This is a genomic window from Rubellimicrobium mesophilum DSM 19309 (genome assembly GCF_000600335.2).
Taxonomy (GTDB): Bacteria; Pseudomonadota; Alphaproteobacteria; order Rhodobacterales; family Rhodobacteraceae; genus Rubellimicrobium; species Rubellimicrobium mesophilum.
Genome location: NZ_KK088615.1, coordinates 114825 through 130088, shown reverse-complemented (window position 1 = coordinate 130088; position 15264 = coordinate 114825). Strand labels below are relative to the sequence as shown.

The 15264-nt window shown below is 67.9% G+C and carries 16 protein-coding genes; 14 read left to right on the top strand and 2 right to left on the bottom strand.

Going from position 1 to position 15264, the window contains the following annotated elements:
* Positions 1–225: 225 nt before the first annotated feature.
* On the bottom strand, positions 226–978 hold the full coding sequence (locus RUMESO_RS24615) for a DUF3800 domain-containing protein (protein ID WP_082484446.1): 753 nt from the start codon (positions 976–978) through the stop codon (positions 226–228).
* Positions 979–1124: 146 nt separating this feature from the next.
* Here RUMESO_RS24615 and rlmJ point away from each other — a divergent pair, with 146 nt between their 5' ends.
* Positions 1125–1904 (top strand): 23S rRNA (adenine(2030)-N(6))-methyltransferase RlmJ, encoded by a 780-nt coding sequence (gene rlmJ, locus RUMESO_RS20810; protein ID WP_037283188.1) that lies wholly within the window; start codon positions 1125–1127, stop codon positions 1902–1904.
* A 1-nt stretch (position 1905) separates the two neighbouring features.
* On the opposite strand, the gene RUMESO_RS20805 is transcribed toward rlmJ, so the two are convergent.
* The gene (locus tag RUMESO_RS20805) at positions 1906–2355 is read right to left on the bottom strand and encodes a potassium channel family protein (RefSeq protein ID WP_051521562.1); all 450 of its coding nucleotides are present in this window, start codon (positions 2353–2355) and stop codon (positions 1906–1908) included.
* A 95-nt stretch (positions 2356–2450) separates the two neighbouring features.
* Here RUMESO_RS20805 and RUMESO_RS20800 point away from each other — a divergent pair, with 95 nt between their 5' ends.
* From RUMESO_RS20800 to RUMESO_RS20740, 13 genes are all read left to right on the top strand, one after another.
* Positions 2451–2894: a tellurite resistance TerB family protein gene (locus RUMESO_RS20800; RefSeq protein ID WP_037283185.1), complete on the top strand. Its 444-nt coding sequence runs from the start codon at positions 2451–2453 to the stop codon at positions 2892–2894.
* The gene (locus tag RUMESO_RS20795) at positions 2891–3631 is read left to right on the top strand and encodes a phosphate/phosphite/phosphonate ABC transporter substrate-binding protein (RefSeq protein ID WP_037283182.1); all 741 of its coding nucleotides are present in this window, start codon (positions 2891–2893) and stop codon (positions 3629–3631) included. The genes RUMESO_RS20800 and RUMESO_RS20795 overlap by 4 nt, the downstream gene beginning before the upstream one ends.
* 64 nt (positions 3632–3695) lie before the next feature.
* A complete protein-coding gene (locus RUMESO_RS20790; RefSeq protein WP_037283180.1) occupies positions 3696–4475 on the top strand; it encodes an ABC transporter ATP-binding protein in 780 nt (259 codons plus the stop codon).
* Positions 4476–4512: 37 nt separating this feature from the next.
* Entirely contained in the window at positions 4513–5232 is a 720-nt protein-coding gene (locus RUMESO_RS20785; RefSeq protein WP_037283178.1) for a transporter substrate-binding domain-containing protein, read from the top strand.
* 89 nt (positions 5233–5321) lie between these two features.
* Positions 5322–6149: a transporter substrate-binding domain-containing protein gene (locus RUMESO_RS20780; protein ID WP_082484440.1), complete on the top strand. Its 828-nt coding sequence runs from the start codon at positions 5322–5324 to the stop codon at positions 6147–6149.
* 69 nt (positions 6150–6218) lie between these two features.
* Positions 6219–7109 carry an ABC transporter permease gene (locus RUMESO_RS20775; protein ID WP_037283176.1) on the top strand — a complete coding sequence of 297 codons (891 nt, stop codon included), beginning with the start codon at positions 6219–6221 and terminating at the stop codon, positions 7107–7109.
* Entirely contained in the window at positions 7106–7909 is an 804-nt protein-coding gene (locus RUMESO_RS20770) for an ABC transporter permease (RefSeq protein WP_037283173.1), read from the top strand. Before RUMESO_RS20775 ends, RUMESO_RS20770 begins: the two co-directional genes overlap by 4 nt.
* Positions 7910–8020: 111 nt before the next feature.
* Positions 8021–9352 carry a glutamine synthetase family protein gene (locus tag RUMESO_RS20765; protein ID WP_037283170.1) on the top strand — a complete coding sequence of 444 codons (1332 nt, stop codon included), beginning with the start codon at positions 8021–8023 and terminating at the stop codon, positions 9350–9352.
* A gap of 50 nt (positions 9353–9402) precedes the next feature.
* A complete protein-coding gene (locus RUMESO_RS20760) occupies positions 9403–10353 on the top strand; it encodes an EamA family transporter (RefSeq protein WP_082484436.1) in 951 nt (316 codons plus the stop codon).
* 7 nt (positions 10354–10360) lie between these two features.
* Complete coding sequence (locus RUMESO_RS20755; protein ID WP_037283168.1) at positions 10361–11044, top strand: type 1 glutamine amidotransferase; 684 nt, start codon at positions 10361–10363, stop codon at positions 11042–11044.
* Positions 11041–12390 carry a glutamine synthetase family protein gene (locus RUMESO_RS20750; RefSeq protein ID WP_037283166.1) on the top strand — a complete coding sequence of 450 codons (1350 nt, stop codon included), beginning with the start codon at positions 11041–11043 and terminating at the stop codon, positions 12388–12390. Before RUMESO_RS20755 ends, RUMESO_RS20750 begins: the two co-directional genes overlap by 4 nt.
* On the top strand, positions 12390–13703 hold the full coding sequence (locus tag RUMESO_RS20745) for an NAD(P)/FAD-dependent oxidoreductase (RefSeq protein WP_037283163.1): 1314 nt from the start codon (positions 12390–12392) through the stop codon (positions 13701–13703). Before RUMESO_RS20750 ends, RUMESO_RS20745 begins: the two co-directional genes overlap by 1 nt.
* 150 nt (positions 13704–13853) lie before the next feature.
* A complete protein-coding gene (locus RUMESO_RS20740; RefSeq protein ID WP_037283160.1) occupies positions 13854–15221 on the top strand; it encodes an aminotransferase in 1368 nt (455 codons plus the stop codon).
* The last annotated feature ends 43 nt before the right edge of the window (positions 15222–15264 follow it).

Below are 15264 nucleotides of genomic sequence, written 5' to 3'. Positions count from 1 at the left end.
CCTGCCGAGCGGGGGCCGTCCGCGAATGGGCCAGCCGCTCGATCGCCACCTGCTCCGCATCCGCCAACGCACGCAGTCGCAACTGTCGCATGGCCTCTCTCCAGCAAAGCACCGCTCACTGTACCATGACTTGCCGGATGAACCACTTAGACGACGCATCTGACGCGCGGGGAAGGCTCATGATCCCATCCCGAACCCGCTTCAAGGTGCCTGCATCTATATGCATCATGTAGTGAGTGGGGAGAAGAGCAATTTAGATATATCGGTCTTATGCGTGATGCCTACTTCATCCGCCTCCTTTTGAACGTGCCACGCAAGCATATCAGCCGCTTGGAGCGGCAGAACTGTTTCGTCGTTTTCAAATGTTGGGGTGCCGCCCATCAGCAAACGCAAATCTTCTGGCTGGTCCTTCTTCCATCCCTCATAAAGAGCCAAAACTGAACCACGGATTTCATCTTGGTTGTCAAAAATGAACCGTATCGGGTAAGGCGAACCAAGCTCACGGTGCAGCTTAGTGATTCCGGTTATCAATGCCCCGAAGCAGATAAAATGCGGTTTCTGGAAGCCGTAGGGCAGTGACTTGTCGAAAATCTGCTCGAACTCTTTCCGATATACCGAGACGTGAAACGACTGCGCACCGCTATTTGCGATGACGCTGGCAAGTGCCTTCAATTTTCTGTCTCGGTCTTCTTCCGACCACCCGTGATACAATCCATGAAGACTGTTGGCATTTTTCATCTTTGTATACGGAAGGGAACGATTCTCACTGAGAACACGAGCCCATTCCTCGGTGAATTCCTGCCACTTGTCGGCGTGATTGACGTAGCCGCCGAAGAAAAACATCTGCCGACCAAGATGCTTCGCTGAGTCGTCAACATAGGCGTTCAACACGGCAACCAGCTTCCTCTGCTTAACCGCAGAGGTGTAGCTCGCCATCAAAGCGGCGAACCCATCGAGCGGTAGGGTCGGGGCGCTCATCTACCTACCTCCCCCGCTTGGGTTCGGCAAGTATAACAACGCCTAACAAAAGGTTACCAACGCCGAAAAAGTTGCGGAGATGCCCGAGGAGGGTTCGGGGGCGTCATCCTCTCCCATCGGCGGTCCAACGGTGCTACCTCCGCCCCATGCTTTCCTACCAGCATCTCTATCACGCGGGAAACCTCGCCGACGTCCAGAAGCACGCCCTCCTGGCCTGGGTGCTGGCGGAGCTCGCGAAGAAGGACAAGCCACTCTCCTACCTCGAGACCCACGCCGGCCGGGGCCTCTACGACCTCGGCGCCCCCGAGGCGCTCAAGACCGGCGAGGCGGCGGCGGGGATCGAGCGGGTCGAGCAGTGGTTCCCGCCCGACGACCCCTTCGCTCGCGTCCTGCGCGAGACGCGGCGGCTCCACGGTCCCCGCGCCTATCCCGGCTCTCCCCTGGTCGCCGCGCTCTCGCTGCGCCCGGACGACCGTCTCACCTTGGCCGAGCTCCACCCCCGCGAGGGCGAGGCCCTGGCCCGTCACCTGCGGCCCTTCGGCGCCCGCATCGAGCGGCGCGACGGCGCCACCATGGCCCTGTCGCTCGCGCCACCCACGCCGCGCCGCGGGCTCATGCTGGTGGACCCCTCCTGGGAGGTGAAGACCGAATACGAGACGATTCCCGCGCTTCTCGAGCAGGTGCATCGGCGCTGGAACGTCGGCATCCTGATGCTCTGGTACCCGCTCCTTCCCGATGCCCGCCACGCGTCCATGCTCGACCGCCTCGGGTCCGCCTTCCCGGATGCCCACCGGCACGAGGTCCGCTTCCAGCCGGCCCGGGCCGGGCATGGGATGGAAGGGTCCGGGATGTTCACGATCAACCCGCCCTGGAAGCTCGCCGAACGCGCGGCCTGGCTCTCGGAGCGATTCGCGACACTGGCGTGACTCAGCCATCGAGCTCCTCTCCATAGACCGTCCGGTGATAGCCCGCCCGCACGTGCTGGAGCCCTTCGATCAACAGCGTCGTCAGCAGCCCGATGTTGATGAAGCCGTTCGCCGCCGCCATCGCGCCGAGGAGCCGCCAGTGCCCCGGCGGCAGCACGTCGCCATAGCCTACCGTCGTGTAGGAGCAGAGCGCGAAGTAGAAGGCGGTCCAGAAGTCGGGAAAGACCCGCAACCAGAGGAGGATCCCGCCCCAGATCGCGACCCCCGCCAAGACGATCCCCAGCACGAGCCCCCCCGCACCCGTGACCACCAGGAAGAGCTTGAACGAATGGGGGGGCCGCCGGAGCCACTCCCGCTGGTGCGTGAAGAAGACCTCGGCCAGCCAGAAGCCCAGGCCCGAGACGAGGATGCAGACCAGCGTCACGCCCACGCCGATGGCCACCTGCTCCATGCGCGCTCTCCATCGGCTCACGAGGGAGTCAAGGCGAGGCGAGCCGCTCCGGTTCCGGGCTTTCCCCCGCGCCCAACCCGCCATATCTGGAACCCATGTTCGAGACCCTGCTGCGCCGCCTCCTCTCGCCCGCGCCCGAGACCCTGCCCCAGCCCGACGCGCGGCTCGCCCTCGCGGCCCTCCTCATCCGGCTCGCCCGCGCCGACGGCCGCTACCAGGGGGCCGAGGTGTCGCGGATCGACGCCGTCCTGCGCGCCCGCTTCGGCCTCGGCCCCTTCGAGGCCGTCCGCCTGCGCAACGAGGCCGAGACGCTGGAGGAGGAGGCCCCGGACACCGTCCGTTTTACCCGCGCCCTCAAGGAGCACGTCCCCTACGAGGACCGCCTCGGCGTCATCGAGGCGCTCTGGGATGTCGCCCTCGCCGATGGCAGCCGCGACGCCGACGAGGATGGGCTGATTCGGCTCGTGGCTCCTCTGCTCGGGATCGAGGACGCCGACAGCGGCCTCGCGCGGCAGCGGGTCGAGGCGCGCTCCCGATGATCGCCGCCCTGCCGATGTACGACCGGCCCGAGAACGCGGCCGCCCACGATACGTTCTGGCAGCTCGTCCGCGACGGTCTCCGTGCCCGGGGGATCGAGGCGCCCGACGCGCTCGACCGCGAGACGCCCTACGATGAGACCTGGGCCCGCCCCGACCTCGTGCTGGGCCAGATCTGCAACCTGCCGTGGCGCGCCGGCTTCCGGGACCGCGTGACCCTGGTCGGCGCCTCGGACTACGGCCTCCCTGGCGCCGGACCCGGCGAATACTACAGCCTGATCGTCGCCCGAGCCGACGATGCCGCGCCGGGCCTCCGCTTCGCGCTCAACGATCCCTTGTCCAATTCCGGCTGGGACGCGGGCCAGACCTGGGCGCGGCGCAACGGCGTCGCCATCGACCCCACCTTGGTCACCGGCTCGCACGCCGAGTCGCTGCGCGCCGTCGCTGAAGGGCACGCCGACCTTGCCGCCATCGACGCGATCACCTGGCGGATGCTCCAGCGCTGGCACCCGCTCGCCGGCCGCGTGCGCGTCCTCGACCGCACGGCCGCGAGCCCCGGCCAGAGCTTCATCACCCGCGCGGGTCAGGACCCCGCCCCCTACCGCGAGGCCATCGCGGAGGCCATCGCTACCCTCCCTCGTCCCGAATCGGATCTGCTGGGCCTGCGCAGGATCGTGGTGCTGCCCCTCTCCGCCTACGACCTCCCGCTGCCGCCGGTTCCGAACGTGACGGCACGCTGACGCCGAAAGCATTGCAATCGTGGCTCGAGTCGCGTCTGCTCCCTGGAACGACAGGGAAGAACACGTGCCAGACGCCGCCGCGCCGGTCATCGAGATCCGCAACCTCCACAAGTCCTACGGGACGCTCGAGGTCCTGAAGGGCGTCGACATCGCCGCCCCCGCCGGTCACGTCGTCGCCATGATCGGCTCTTCGGGCTCGGGCAAGTCCACTCTGCTGCGCTGCTGCAACCTCCTCGAGGACAGCCAGCAGGGCGACGTCGTCTTCTGCGGCGAGCCGGTGAAGTGGCGCGGCCACGGCATGGGGCGCCATCCCGCCGACCGCGCCCAGGTGGTCCGCATCCGCACCAACCTCTCCATGGTGTTCCAGAGCTTCAACCTCTGGTCCCACATGACCGTCCTGCAGAACATCATGGAGGCGCCCGTCACCGTCCTTCGGCGCGACCCGCGTGAGGTGGAGGAGAAGGCGCGCGCCTACCTTGCCAAGGTCGGCATCGCCGACAAGGCCGACGCCTGGCCCGCCCAGCTCTCGGGCGGCCAGCAGCAGCGCGCCGCCATCGCCCGCGCCCTCTGCATGGAGCCCAAGGCGCTCCTCTTCGACGAGCCGACCTCGGCGCTCGACCCCGAGCTGGAGCAGGAGGTGATCCGCGTCATCAAGGCCCTGGCCCAGGAAGGGCGCACGATGATCATCGTGACCCACGACATGAAGCTCGCGGCTGACGTGGCCCACCACGTCGTCTTCCTGCACAAGGGCAAGATCGAGGAGCAGGGCCCGCCCGAGCAGATCTTCGGCAACCCCCGGTCGGAGCGGCTCCGGGGGTTCCTGTCGGCCTCCCAGGCGGCCTGACGACAACGACCGCTCGACGACAGGGGAGAACGACACGATGAGAAACCTGATCCTCGCCGCCGGGCTGGCCTTGGCCGCCAGCGGCGCCTGGGCGCAGGACACGGTGCGCCTCGCCACCGAAGGCGCCTACCCGCCCTACAACTTCATCAACGACCAGGGCGAGCTCGACGGCTTCGAGATCGAGCTCGGCAACGCGCTCTGCGAACACGCGGGCCTGACCTGCACCTGGGTCCAGAACGACTGGGACTCGATCATCCCCAACCTGCTCGCCGGCAACTACGACGCGATCATGGCCGGGATGAACATCACGGACGAGCGGGACAAGGTGATCGACTTCACCCAGAACTACACGCCGCCCGCCACCTCGGCCTATGTCGGCACCAGCCCCGACGCCGACACCATGGGCACCGTCGCGGCCCAGGTCTCCACTATCCATTCCTCCTACATCGCCGATTCCGGCGCCACTCTGGTCGAGTTCCCGACGGCCGACGAAGCCGTCGCGGCGGCCCGGAACGGCGAGGCGGACGTGGCCTTCGCCGACTACGACTACCTGACGCCCATCGTCGCCGCCTCCGGGGGCGAGCTGACCTTCATCGGCGATCCGATCCCGATCGGACGGGGCGTCGGCGTCGGCCTGCGGGAGAGCGACGCCGAGCTGCGCGGCAAACTCGACGACGCCATCGGCGCCATGAAGGCGGACGGCTCGCTGAACGAGCTCATCACCAAGTGGTTCCCCGAGAACCCGCCGACCTTCTGACGCACCGGCCCGCCCCGCCGAAGGGCCTTGAGATTCGGCGGCAACGCCCCTCTGATGGGGAAAACGACAAGGACACGGGAGAGTTGACGATGAGAAACCTGATCCTCGCCGCCGGGCTGGCCTTGGCCGCCAGCGGCGCCTGGGCGCAGGACACGGTGCGCCTCGCCACCGAGGGCGCCTATCCCCCCTACAACTTCATCAACGACCAGGGACAGCCGGACGGCTTCGAGATCGAGCTCGGCAACGCGCTCTGCGAGCGGGCCAGCCTCACCTGCACCTGGGTGACGAACGACTGGGATTCGATCATCCCGAACCTCGTGTCGAGCAACTACGACGCCATCATGGCCGGCATGAGCATCACGCCCGAGCGGCAGGAGGTCATCGCCTTCACGCAGAACTACCTGCCGCCCGCCCCCTCGGCCTACGCCGCCCTCTCGCCCGACGCCGACCTCGAGGGCGGGACCATCGCCGTGCAGTCCGGGACGATCCAGGCCGCCCACATCGCCGAGTCCGGCGCCAAGCCGCTCGAGTTCGCCACCGGCGAGGAGAGCGTCGCCGCCGTCCAGAACGGCGAAGCCGATGCCGTCTTCGCCGACAAGGACTTCCTCGCCCCCCTCGTGGAGGCCGCGGGCGGAGAGCTCCAGTTCGTAAGCGAGGACGTCTCGCTCGGCAACGGCATCGGCGTCGGCCTTCGCCAGAGCGACACCGAGCTCAAGGGCAAGCTCGACGAGGTGATCACCGCCATGAAGGCCGACGGCTCGCTCAACGAGCTCATCACCAAGTGGTTCGGCCCCGAGGCCCAAAACCTTCGAGGCCTCCGTCGAAGGCGCCACCGAGGACTCCACCCAGTGACCCCCGACGGGGCGCCCACGGCGGGCGCCCCGGTTCCCACAAAGGAGGATGCGCCAAGGTCGTGACCACCAGCAGCCCGGGGCCGACTCCCCCGACGCGACAGGCTGAATGGACACGCCGCATCGACCCCCGTCATGTGCAGCGACCCCTCCTCCCTCCACGGCCTGTCCTGGTTCCTGTGCTACCTGACCACGGGCAAGCACCTGAACTTCTACGCCTCCTTCGGGACGGTGCTTCTGCTGCTGGCAGTAACGGCGCCGGTGGCGCTCGCGCTCGGCTTCGGGGGCGCCATGCTGGCCCGGTCGCGCATCGCGCCGCTCGCCTGGATCGGCAAGGCCTACATCGCGGTCGTGCGCGGCGTGCCCGACATCGCCTTCTTCCTGTTCTTCGTGATCGCGCTCGACCAGGCCTTCGAATACCTCCGCCACCGGATCAAGTGCCCCGACTGGAACCAGCCCGTCTACCAGGGCAACGACTTCATCGTCTGCGACGCGGCGAAGCTGCCCCTCTCCACCTCGCCGCAGTGGATGCATGAGGTCTACGGCTTCTTCCTCGCCGTCATCACCTTCTCCATCGTCTTCGGCGCCTTCGCGGCCAACGTCATCTTCGGCGCCATGCGCGCCGTCCCCCGCGCCCAGATCGAGACGGCCGAGGCCTACGGCATGACCCACCGCCAGGCCTTCTGGCGCGTGCTCGTCCCACAGATGTGGGTCTACGCGCTGCCGGGCCTCTCAAACCTCTGGATGGTCCTGATCAAGGCGACGCCCCTCCTCTTCCTCCTGGGGGTGGAGGACATCGTCTACTGGGCCCGCGACCTCGGCGGCTCCAAGACCCCGCAGTTCACCAGCTTCCCGCACGGCGACTGGCGAATGTGGTACTTCCTGTTCCTGCTCGTCTTCTACCTCGCCTTCACCCGCGTCTCCGAGATCGTCCTCGACCGCCTCATGCGCCGCCTGACCCACGGCCAGGCCATGTCCGGCAACGCCGCCCTCCGCGACTCCTCCACGGCCGAGGTGCGGACATGAGCTGCTGGGACACGGTCCAGGCCTACGCCCTCCGCAGCCTCGGCATCGGCGAGAAGCTCCTGCCCACGGCCGACATCACTCTCTGCCAGCAGGTGACGCTGATCGGCTCGGGGCTCATATGGAACATCTACTTCGGGATCCTCGCGCTGGCCGCCGGCTTCTTCCTCGCGACCGGCGTGGCCCTCGCCCGCACCTCGCGCAACCCCCTGATCCGCAAGCTCGCCGACTGGTTCGTCTTCGTCTTCCGGGGCTCCCCGCTCTTCATCCAGTTCTTCTTCGGATACTTCCTGTTCCTCAGCCTCAAGGGCCAGTTCCCGACCCTGGGCATCCTCACCAACGCCTGGCTCGGCGCGCTGGTCGTCCTCTTCCTCAACACCGCCGCCTATTCGGCCGAGATCTTCTACGGCGCGCTCCGGGCCATTCCCCGGGGGGACCTTGAGGCCGCCGACGCCTACGGCTTCACCGGCTTCTCGAAGTTCCGCCGGATCACCTGGCCCACCATGCTCCGCCTCGCCTGGCCCGCCTACACCAACGAGGCGCTCTTCCTCTTCCAGGCGACGACGCTGGTCTTCTTCTCGGCCTTCCCCGCGCTGCAGCAGAAAGGCGACGCGCTCTATTACGCGAACTACTTCGCCGACAAGACCTTCAACCCCTTCGTCCCCTATCCCATCCTTGCCGGCTACTATATCGGCCTCACCCTCGTGGTGATCGGTTTGTTCAGCCTTGCCTCCCGCCGGCTCAACCGCCACCTGCCCTCCGTCCCCGGCCGGCGGAAGGCCAAGTTCCAGCTTGTCCGTTGACCCCGGACGAAAGGCGCAACCCGCAAGACAGGTGACATCATGACATGGCCCCCACGGTTCCGGCCGTCGGCCCGCTGAGCTTCACGACCCAGAGTTTCCAAAGGTGACATCATGAGCTGGCTCGACCAGCACCCCGAGGTGCGCAACATCCGTTGCGGCGCCATCGACCTCAACGGACAGGCCCGCGGCAAGCGTGTCCCCGTCCGCTATGCCCAGAAGATCGAGGAGGACGGAACCCGCTTCCCCCTCTCGGTCCTCAACCTCGACATCTGGGGCGAGGACGTGGAGGACTCCCCGCTCGTCTTCGAGATCGGCGACCCCGACGGGGTCCTGAAGCCGACCGAGCGCGGCTATGTTCCCATGCCCTGGCTCAAGACCCCTTCGGCGCTCCTGCCCATGTGGATGTACCAGGAGGACGGGCGCCCCTACGACGGCGACCCCCGCCATGCCCTCCGCGCGGTGATGGAGCGGTTCCAGGCGCGGGGCCTCACCCCGGTCGTCGCCACCGAGATGGAGTTCTACCTCGTGGACGATTCGGGGAGCGAGCTCCGCCAACCCCCGTCCCCCCGCTCCGGCAAGCGCCGCCCGGGCGCCGAGATCCTCTCCCTGCGCGCCCTCGACGCCTTCGACGCCTTCTTCACGGAGCTCTACGACGCCTGCGACGCCATGGACATCCCGGCCGAGGCGGCGATCAGCGAGGTGGGCCTCGGACAGTTCGAGATCAACCTGAGCCACGTCCCCAATGCGCTCAAGGCGGCCGACGACGCATGGCTCTTCAAGATGCTGGTCCATGGCCTTGCCCGGAACCACGGGTTCGCGGCGAGCTTCATGGCCAAGCCCTATGAGGACTATGCGGGCAGCGGCCTCCACACCCACTTCTCCGTCCTCGACGAGGAGGGTCGCAACGCCTTCGCCGACGGCACGCACGAAGGCACGCCGCTCCTCAGGAACGCCATCGCCGGCTGCCTCAAGGGCATTCCCGACCTCGCGCTGATCTTCGCGCCCCATGCCAACAGCTACGAGCGGCTGGTCCCGGAGAGCCATGCGCCGACCGGCATCTGCTGGGCCTACGAGAACCGGACCGCCTCGGTCCGCGTCCCCGGCGGCAGCCTCATGGCGCGGCGGGTGGAGCATCGCGTCGCGGGCGGCGACGTGAACCCCTACCTGTTCCTGACGGCGGTCCTGGGCTCGGCGCTGGTCGGCATCGAGGATGGCCTCCAGCCGCCCCCACCGATCACCGGCAACGCCTACGACCAGGACCTCGCCCAGATTCCCGACACCTGGGAGCAGGCCATCGACGCCTTCGAGGAGAGCGCCTTCGCCCACCGCATCTTCGCGCCCCAGCTCATCGCCAATCTGGTGATGACCAAGCGGCAGGAGCTCCACTACATGAAGGACCTGACGCCGCGGCAGCAGTTGGAGCTGTATCTGGACACGGTGTGAACGGGCGTGGTCGCCTTGCGAGTGGCTGAAGGGGGTGACAGAAGGGCCGCATGGCCCGCATCCCTCTCAGCCACCTTGCGCTTGCCCTGCTCGTGGTGGCGATCTGGGGAACGAACTTCGTCGTCATACGCATCGGCCTGAACCACCTGCCCCCGCTGCTCTTCGCCGGGCTGCGCTTCGCCTTGGCTGCCCTGCCCGCTCTTGGTCTCGTCCGGCGCCCACCCGTGGGTTGGGGCAGCCTTGCGGCCTACGGCCTCCTGATCGGGGCGGGGCAGTTTGGGCTCCTGTTCATCGCCATGGACGGCCATATCTCGCCCGGGCTGGCCTCGCTGGTGGTCCAGATGCAGGTCTTCTTCACCATCGGCCTTTCGGTCTGGTGGATGGGTGAGGGCATACGCACTTTCCAGCTCGTGGCGCTGGTCGTCGCGGCCTCGGGCATAGCGGTCATCGCCGTCAATACGGACGGGACCACCACGCCGCTGGGTCTCGGCCTCGTGCTCCTCGCGGCGCTGTCCTGGGCAGGAGGCAACGTCGTCGCCAAGGCCAGTGGCGCCCGCAATCTGCTGCCGGTCGTGGTCTGGGGCAGCCTGTTCTCCTTCCCGCCGCTCCTGCTCATGTCGCTCCTCGTCGAGGGTTGGCCTGCGATCCGTACGGGGCTCGCCTCGGCGGGCGCTGCCACCTGGGGCGCGCTCCTGTGGCAGACCATCGGCAACTCGCTCTTCGGCTATGCCGCCTGGGGCTGGCTGCTGGCGAGACACCCGGCGGCGAGCATCGTGCCGGCCGCGCTGCTCGTCCCCGTCTTCGGGCTTGCCGCCTCGGCGCTCTGGCTCGGCGAGCCGCTGCCCGTCTGGAAGGTCGCCTCGACCGGGCTGGTGATCGGCGGACTGGGCCTGGGAGTCCTCTATCCCTTCTGGACGTCGCGGCGGATCGCGGCCCAAGGCGGTCCGGGGGTTGACGACCCCCCGGGTCCGGGCGTAGGCCTTGGGGACCTCAATCACTGAGACTTCCATGCTTATCGGCATATTGCAGACCGGCCACGCGCCCGACGCGCTCCGGCCCACCCATGGCGACTACCCCGACCTCTTCGCCGAGCTCCTCAAGGACAAGGGCCTGACCTTCCGCACCTGGTCCATCGTGGACGGAGAGTTCCCCTCCGGCCCCCACGACGCCGAAGGCTGGCTCATCACCGGCTCCCGCCACGGGGCCTACGAAGACCACCCCTGGATCCCGCCGCTCGAAGCCCTGATCCGCGACATCGTCGCCGAGAAGGTCCCCCTCGTCGGCATCTGCTTCGGCCACCAGATCATCGCACAGGCGCTTGGCGGCAAGGTCGAGAAATACCCCGGCGGCTGGTCCGTCGGCCGCACCGAATACGACTTCGGCGGCGATACTATCGCCCTGAACGCCTGGCATCAGGATCAGGTCACGCAGCGCCCCGAGGGTGCCGAGGTCGTGGCCAGCTCCCCCTTCTGCGAGAACGCGGCCCTCGTCTACGGCGACCGCGCCTTCACCGTCCAGGCGCACCCCGAGTTCAACCGTCCCTTCCTCGCCGACATGATCGAGAAGCGCGGGCGCGGCCTCGTCCCCGACCCGCTCCTCGACGCCGCCAGGACCGCCGTCGAGCAGCCCCTCGACGACGACAAGCTCGCAAGCCGCATCGCGCGCTTCTTCCACGAAGGGGTCGCGGCATGAGCTGGCTCGACAAGATCCCCCAGGCGGCGCGGACCTATCTCGACCAGAACCGCTTGGACGAGGTCGAATGCGTGATCGCCGACTTCCCCGGCATCGCGCGCGGCAAGGCCGTCCCGGCGGCGAAGTGGGAGAGGCAGCAGTATTTCCACCTGCCCAACTCCATCTTCTTCCAGACCATCACCGGCGACTGGGCCGAGGCCGCGACCGACGGCTTCACCGAGCCCGACATGATCCTGCGCCCCGACCTCGACACCGCGACCGCCGCCCCCTGGGCTGTGGACGGCACGCTCCAGGTCATCCACGACGCCTTCGACCTGTCGGGCAACCCCATCGGGGCCGCGCCCCGCAACGTCCTCAAGCGCGTCGTGTCGCTCTACCAGGCCAAGGGCTGGACCCCCATCGTCGCGCCCGAGATGGAGTTCTACCTCGTCGGCCGGAACACCGATCCGGCCAAGGAGATCGTGCCCATGATGGGCCGGACGGGCCGCCCCGCCGCCGCGCGTCAGGCCTACTCCATGACCGCCGTGGACGAATACGGCCCCGTCATCGACGACATCTACGAATACGCCGAGATCCAGGGCATCGAGATTGATGGCATCACCCAGGAGGGCGGCGCCGGGCAACTCGAAATCAATCTCCGCCACGGCGACCCCGTCCGCCTCGCCGACGATGTGTTCTACTTCAAGCGCCTGATCCGCGAGGCCGCGCTCAAGCACGACTGCTTCGCGACCTTCATGGCCAAGCCCATCGAGGGCGAGCCCGGCTCCGCGATGCACGTCCACCACTCGGTGCTCGACCGCTCGGGCCGCAACATCTTCTGCGGGCCGGACGGGGAGGAGACCCCCGAGTTCCTGAACTTCGTGGGTGGCCTCCAGCGGCACCTGCCCGCCGCCATCGCCGTCATGGCGCCCTACGTGAACAGCTACCGCCGTTACGTCCGCGGCCACGCGGCGCCGATCAACCTCGAATGGGGACGCGACAACCGCACTACCGGCCTGCGCGTCCCGGTCTCCCAGCCCGAGGCGCGGCGCATCGAGAACCGCCTTGCCGGGATGGACTGCAACCCTTACCTCTGCATCGCGGCCTCGCTGGCCTGCGGCTACTTGGGCATGATCCAGCAGACCCCCGCCGGCCAGATGTTCGAGGGCGACGCCTACCAGTCCGACGCCGAGATTCCCTACTCGCTCTCCGACGCGCTCGACCTCTTTGAGGAGGCGAGCGAGCTGCACGACGTCCTCGGCCCAGACTTCTCCCGCGTTTATTCCATCGTGAAGCGGACCGAGAACGAGGAGTTCCTTCAGGTCATCAGCCCATGGGAGAGGGAGCACCTGCTCCTCAACGTGTGATGGCCCGAGACCCGCTGACCCGCAACGACCCCATCCCCGGGGCCTACCCGGCCTCTTGGTATGCCGCGACGGCCCAGGCGCACGACGCCCGCGCACCGCTCAAGGGCTCCCACCGCGCCGACGTGGCCATCGTCGGCGCGGGCTACACCGGCCTCTGGGCGGCCAAGACCCTCGCCGAGGCGGGGCTCAATCCTGTCGTCTTGGAGGCCCACCGCGTCGGCTGGGGCGCCTCGGGCCGGAACGGGGGCCAAGTCGGCACCGGCTACAACTGGCACCAGAAGAAGCTGGAGGGGCGAATCGGCAAGGACGCCGCCCACGCGGTCTGGGACATCTGCGAGGAGGGCAAGCGCCAGCTCCGCGACTTCATCGCCACCGAGGCGCCCGAGGCCCATTACCTCTCCGGCGTGGCCCACGGCGAATACGACGCCGCCGAGGCCCGCGAGACGCGCGAGAATGCCGACCACCTCGCCACCCGCTACGGTTACAACGAGATCGAGGTCATGGACGGGGCCCGCTTCCGCGACCTCGTCAGGTCGCCGCTCTACGTGGCCGGCGCCCTCGACCACGGCGCAGGCCACATCCACCCTCTCCGCTATGCCCTCGCGCTCGCGAAGGCCGCCGAGCGCGCCGGCACCGTGATCCACGAAGGCTCCATCGTCCTCGGAATCGAGAAGGGCCAGCCCGCGACGCTCCGCACCGGGGACGGAGAGCTGAAGGCCGACCACGTCATTCTCGCCGGCAACGGCTACATGCCGGATCTGGAGCCGCAGGTCGCGGCCCGCGTCATGCCGATCAACAGCTTCATCGGCGCGACCGAGCCCATCGGCGACCGCTGGAAGGAGGTCCTGGCCCAGGACATCGCCGTCGCCGACACCAAGTTCGTGGTGAACTACTATCGCTTCTCCGAGGACTGCCGCTTCCTCTTCGGCGGGCGCGAGAGCTACGGCTTGGGCTTCCCGAAGGACATCGGCGGCCCACTCCGCAAACGCCTCGCCGACCTCTTCCCGCAACTGACCGGGACGAAGATCGAGCACGTCTGGGGCGGCACCCTCGGCATCACCATGACGCGCCTCCCGCTGTTGCTGCGGGTCGCGCCCAACATCCTGTCGGGCGGCGGCTTCTCCGGCCACGGCGTGGCCCTCGCCGGGATCTCGGGCCGCGCCATGGCCGAGGCAGTCCTAGGTCAGGCGGGCCGGTTCGACGCCCTGTCGCTCTTGCCGACGCCCCGCTTCCCCGGAGGTGCCCTCGCCCGAGCACCGCTGCTGACGCTGGCGATGACTTGGTACGCGATGCGGGACAGGCTGGGCGTCTGACCCGGCCAGAGGTCCGCTGACGCAAGGCCTTCGCGCCGCCCTGAACTCCGGCGCAAGCACCTTGCGCCGATTCGACCGAACCCCGCCCAGCGGCGCGTTGCCCGAGGCGCGCCGGACCGGCTACGCTAAGGAAACACGAGGAGAGCCGCCATGAACGACCAGAGCCCCAACTCCTGGGAATCGCGCGCCGACGCCGCCACCTTCTACGGCTTCACGGACCTCCCCTCGGTGAAGCAACGCGGGGCCGTGGTCCTGACGCATGGCAAGGGTCCCTACATCTACGACGTCCACGGGCGCGAGTATCTCGACGCGAACTCCGGCCTCTGGAACATGGTGGCGGGCTTCGACCACCCGGGCCTGATCGCCGCCGCGCAGGAGCAATACGCCCGCTTCCCCGGTTACCACGCCTTCTTCGGCCGCCTGTCGGACCAGACCGTGATGCTGTCCGAGAAGCTCGTGGAGGTCTCGCCCTTCGAGAGCGGCAAGGTGTTCTACACCAACTCCGGCTCCGAGGCGAACGACACGCTGGTCAAGATGCTCTGGTTCCTCTGGGCCGCCGAGGGTCAGCCGCAGCGCCGCAAGATCCTGACCCGGATCAACGCCTATCACGGCGTGACCGCGGTCTCGGCCTCGATGACCGGCAAGCCCTACAACTCCGTCTTCGGCCTGCCTCTCCCCGGCTTCATCCATCTCACCTGCCCGCACTACTGGCGGAACGGTGCCGAAGGCGAGACCGAGGAGCAGTTCACCCACCGCATGGCCGACGAGCTGGAGGAGGTCATCGCGCGCGAGGGCGCCGACACCATCGCGGGCTTCGTGGCCGAGCCGGTCATGGGCGCGGGTGGGGTGATCGTCCCCTCCAAGGGCTACTTCCAGGCGATCCAGCCGATCCTGAAGAAGCACGGCATCCCGCTCATCTCCGACGAGGTGATCTGCGGCTTTGGCCGGACCGGCAACACCTGGGGCTGCGAGACCTTCGGCTTCGTCCCAGACGCGATCATCTCGTCCAAGAACCTGACGGCCGGCTTCTTCCCGATGGGCGCCGTGATCCTGGGGCCGGAGCTCACGGACCGTCTCCAGCGCGCTTCGGAGGCGATCGAGGAGTTCCCGCACGGCTTCACCGCCTCCGGCCACCCGGTCGGCTGCGCCATCGCGCTCAAGGCCATCGACGTGGTGATGAACGAGGGGCTCTCGGACAACGTGAAGCGCCTGACGCCCCGGTTCCAGGCCGGCATGGCCAAGCTGGCCGAGAACCCGAACATCGGCGAATGGCGCGGCGTGGGCCTCATGGGCGCGCTCGAAGCGGTGGCCGACAAGGCGACCAAGCGGCCCTTCGACTCAAAGCTCTCGGTCTCCGAGCGCATCGCCAACGCCTCGACCGACCAGGGCCTGATCTGTCGTCCGCTCGGGCAATCCATCGTGCTCGCGCCGCCATTCATCATGACGGAGGAGCAGATGGACGAGATGTTCACCAAGCTCGGCCGGGCGCTCGACAAGGTGTTCGCAGAGGTGGCGTGACCCGAAGGGTGCGTGGTTCCGGCTCCCAAGAGCCGGGCTCGCG

What these genes read in the sequence shown, in the direction of transcription:
- RUMESO_RS24615 (WP_082484446.1), bottom strand. Translation starts at nt 978, where the DNA reads ATGAGCGCCCCGACCCTACCGCTCGATGGGTTCGCCGCTTTGATGGCG.
- rlmJ (WP_037283188.1), top strand. Translation starts at nt 1,125, where the DNA reads ATGCTTTCCTACCAGCATCTCTATCACGCGGGAAACCTCGCCGACGTC.
- RUMESO_RS20805 (WP_051521562.1), bottom strand. Translation starts at nt 2,355, where the DNA reads ATGGAGCAGGTGGCCATCGGCGTGGGCGTGACGCTGGTCTGCATCCTC.
- RUMESO_RS20800 (WP_037283185.1), top strand. Translation starts at nt 2,451, where the DNA reads ATGTTCGAGACCCTGCTGCGCCGCCTCCTCTCGCCCGCGCCCGAGACC.
- RUMESO_RS20795 (WP_037283182.1), top strand. Translation starts at nt 2,891, where the DNA reads ATGATCGCCGCCCTGCCGATGTACGACCGGCCCGAGAACGCGGCCGCC.
- RUMESO_RS20785 (WP_037283178.1), top strand. Translation starts at nt 4,513, where the DNA reads ATGAGAAACCTGATCCTCGCCGCCGGGCTGGCCTTGGCCGCCAGCGGC.
- RUMESO_RS20780 (WP_082484440.1), top strand. Translation starts at nt 5,322, where the DNA reads ATGAGAAACCTGATCCTCGCCGCCGGGCTGGCCTTGGCCGCCAGCGGC.
- RUMESO_RS20775 (WP_037283176.1), top strand. Translation starts at nt 6,219, where the DNA reads ATGTGCAGCGACCCCTCCTCCCTCCACGGCCTGTCCTGGTTCCTGTGC.
- RUMESO_RS20770 (WP_037283173.1), top strand. Translation starts at nt 7,106, where the DNA reads ATGAGCTGCTGGGACACGGTCCAGGCCTACGCCCTCCGCAGCCTCGGC.
- RUMESO_RS20765 (WP_037283170.1), top strand. Translation starts at nt 8,021, where the DNA reads ATGAGCTGGCTCGACCAGCACCCCGAGGTGCGCAACATCCGTTGCGGC.
- RUMESO_RS20760 (WP_082484436.1), top strand. Translation starts at nt 9,403, where the DNA reads ATGGCCCGCATCCCTCTCAGCCACCTTGCGCTTGCCCTGCTCGTGGTG.
- RUMESO_RS20755 (WP_037283168.1), top strand. Translation starts at nt 10,361, where the DNA reads ATGCTTATCGGCATATTGCAGACCGGCCACGCGCCCGACGCGCTCCGG.
- RUMESO_RS20750 (WP_037283166.1), top strand. Translation starts at nt 11,041, where the DNA reads ATGAGCTGGCTCGACAAGATCCCCCAGGCGGCGCGGACCTATCTCGAC.
- RUMESO_RS20745 (WP_037283163.1), top strand. Translation starts at nt 12,390, where the DNA reads ATGGCCCGAGACCCGCTGACCCGCAACGACCCCATCCCCGGGGCCTAC.
- RUMESO_RS20740 (WP_037283160.1), top strand. Translation starts at nt 13,854, where the DNA reads ATGAACGACCAGAGCCCCAACTCCTGGGAATCGCGCGCCGACGCCGCC.